Annotated in this window: 4 protein-coding genes and 1 pseudogene; 1 reads left to right on the top strand and 4 read right to left on the bottom strand. The window is 58.9% G+C overall.

Going from position 1 to position 2,513, the window contains the following annotated elements:
* From JWQ61_RS06680 to JWQ61_RS06670, 3 genes and pseudogenes are all read right to left on the bottom strand, one after another.
* Positions 1-561: pseudogene (locus tag JWQ61_RS06680) on the bottom strand (ammonia channel protein); the annotation flags it as partial.
* Between the two features lie 11 nt (positions 562-572).
* Positions 573-911, bottom strand: coding sequence for a P-II family nitrogen regulator (locus tag JWQ61_RS06675; protein ID WP_304359838.1), 339 nt, complete (start codon positions 909-911; stop codon positions 573-575).
* A gap of 12 nt (positions 912-923) precedes the next feature.
* Positions 924-1,670 carry a TorF family putative porin gene (locus tag JWQ61_RS06670; RefSeq protein WP_304359837.1) on the bottom strand — a complete coding sequence of 249 codons (747 nt, stop codon included), beginning with the start codon at positions 1,668-1,670 and terminating at the stop codon, positions 924-926.
* A 275-nt stretch (positions 1,671-1,945) separates the two neighbouring features.
* On the opposite strand from JWQ61_RS06670, the gene JWQ61_RS06665 reads away from it, so the two are divergent.
* Complete coding sequence (locus tag JWQ61_RS06665) at positions 1,946-2,215, top strand: accessory factor UbiK family protein (protein WP_304359836.1); 270 nt, start codon at positions 1,946-1,948, stop codon at positions 2,213-2,215.
* Between the two features lie 16 nt (positions 2,216-2,231).
* On the opposite strand, the gene JWQ61_RS06660 is transcribed toward JWQ61_RS06665, so the two are convergent.
* Positions 2,232-2,513 (bottom strand): DUF1275 family protein (locus tag JWQ61_RS06660; RefSeq protein WP_304359835.1); only part of this gene is annotated, 282 nt, incomplete at its 5' end.

Raw genomic sequence — 2,513 nt, 5'->3', positions numbered from 1 at the left:
AATAGCGGCGAACGTGGCCTGGAAGGCGACAAAGGTGAACTCGGGAATGACCACACCCTTGCTGAACGTGCCGGTGTTGGAGTCAGGCGTCAATCCTCGCAGGAATAGCCGGTCGAACGAGCCAAAGAAGCTGTTTCCTTCCGTGAACGCGATCGAGTAGCCGTAAATGCACCAGAGCACGATGATGAGGGCGAAGATGATGAAGACCTGCATCAGCACCGACAGCATGTTTTTCGAGCGGACCAGGCCGCCGTAGAACAGCGCCAGGCCCGGGATCGTCATCATGATCACGAGGACGGTGGCGATGAACATCCAGGCGGTATCGCCCTTGTTCGGGGTCGGCGCGGCTGCCGGGGCAGCCGGAGCGGCGGCAGCGGCGGCAGGAGCGGCGGCGGCAGGCGCCACGAGCGCCGGCGCGGCGACAGGCGCCGCTGCGGAAGCGGCCGCGGCTGCGGCAGGCGCGTCAGGTTTGGCCGCGTCCTGCGCGCTGGCGCTCAGGGCGCCGCCCAGGGCAACGGCGACGGCGATCCCGGACAGCCATTTTGTTATCGTTTTACTCATCTATATTCTCCTTAAAGCGCTTCGTTGCCGGTTTCACCGGTACGAATACGGACGACCTGTTCCAGGTTGTACACAAAAATTTTCCCGTCGCCGATCTTGCCGGTGCGGGCAGCTTTCTCAATCGCCTCGATCGCCTGGTCGACGATCGCATCGTCGACCGCCGCCTCGATCTTGGTTTTGGGCAGGAAATCGACCACATACTCGGCGCCGCGATACAGCTCGGTGTGTCCCTTCTGGCGGCCGAATCCCTTGACTTCCGTGACTGTAATGCCTTGCACGTTAATCGCCGACAGCGCCTCGCGTACCTCGTCCAATTTGAACGGTTTGATGATGGCAGTAATGAGTTTCATACAAAGCCTCGCTTAAAAAGTTTTCGACACGGTCAGCACCGCGCCGGTCTTGGCCAGATTCTTGCCGGCCGGGCCTACATACGCCTTGGTATCGGCGTAGATTGCCGCCAGCGCCACCGAGCAGAAACCGAGGTCCTTGGTCACGCCGACCTTGTAATCGGTATAGGAAAAGTCGCCGTTGCCCTTGACGTTCTGGTGACCGAGGTGCAGGTTCAGCATCAGGCCGGTCGCGATTTCGAGGTTGGCGCCGACGTCCAGGTAGCCACTGTTCTTGCTGTCGGGGAAGCCGAACAGGTTGGTGGTTGAGTGCGAGTACTTGATGTAGCCAGGTCCGTAGCCGATCTGGCCGTAGAGTTCGAAGGTGTTGGCGCTGGTGGGCAGGCTGTTCGACGGATAGAAATAATACAGGCCACCGACGTCGTAGCTGATGCCGGGCGCGATTTCGCCCTTCTTGCCGCCGTAGATATCCCATTCGATGTCGCCGTCGCCGCCAGAATCTTTGATCCAATGAATGGTCGACAGCCAGGTGCCGGCGTAGAAGCCGCTTGGATTGTTGACATAGTCGGCGCCGCCCTGCAGCGCCGGCTTCAGGCGCGACTGTGAAATGCCGCGATAACGGTAGTCCGTCGTGACAGCCGCGTTGAAGCTGACTTCATTGTCCGGCTTGGCGTCCTCCGCTCGGGCGGTCGAGGCACCCAGCGAGGCAAAGGCAAGAGTGATCGCCGCGGCAAGCTTTAACTGGCTATTGAGTTTATTCATTGCGATTCCCTATTGTGAATTGAACGAATGGTGCAGTTGCGGTTTAAAATCGGTGGCGTGATGTCGCGCTCTGATGGGTTATGTTTCCATTAGCAGATAGCATGCCAGCCCGAAATTGGGTCGCCGGCCCTTGTTTTTCCGCCCTTGCGACCCAAATTCGATCTTAATAAAGTGGAATTTTTGTGCAGCGCATGATGGGCGACGGCGCGCGCACCGAATTAGAGCAAAAACGCACCAAATTGGTGCAATATTTGCGCTTGCGCAAAGGAAACGACATGGACATGAACAATTTCTTCAACGACTTGCAAAGCAAGATCAACCAAGCCATCGAAAACTCGCCCGCCAAGGACATCGAGAAAAACGTCAAGGCGATGATGACCCAGGGTTTCTCCAAGCTCGATCTGGTGACGCGGGAGGAATTCGATATCCAGGCGCAAGTGCTGGCGAAGACCCGCGCCAAGCTCGACGCGCTGGAACTGAAGATGACGGAGCTGGAGCTGCGCCTGGCTGAGCAGGCTGCGGGCAAGCAGATTTCTGCCGGCTAGACGGATCGGCAGGCTGTCACTGGTCGGACTGATGGAAAACCGGGGCGATGGAAATGGCTGCGAGTGCCAGCGCCAGCGGCACCGTCGAGATGAAACCCGCGTAATGAAAACCGAGCGCGCCGGCCAGGCCGCCGATCAAAAACGCGCCGACCAGGGTTGCATGCACGCGTAGCTTGCGCAAGTTGGCGGTGACGGCGGCCTCGCCGTCCTTCCGCCCTTCCCGGTTCCAATACAGTAATTTTCCGATCTCGATCCCCATGTCCGTGGTCAAACCGGTCAGATGGGTCGTGCGTATCTC

This window comes from Collimonas fungivorans (assembly GCF_028292705.1).
In the GTDB taxonomy this organism is placed as follows: Bacteria; Pseudomonadota; Gammaproteobacteria; order Burkholderiales; family Burkholderiaceae_D; genus Collimonas; species Collimonas fungivorans_B.
Note: the sequence above shows the minus strand (reverse complement) of the source record. Positions and strands in the feature narration are given on the sequence as shown.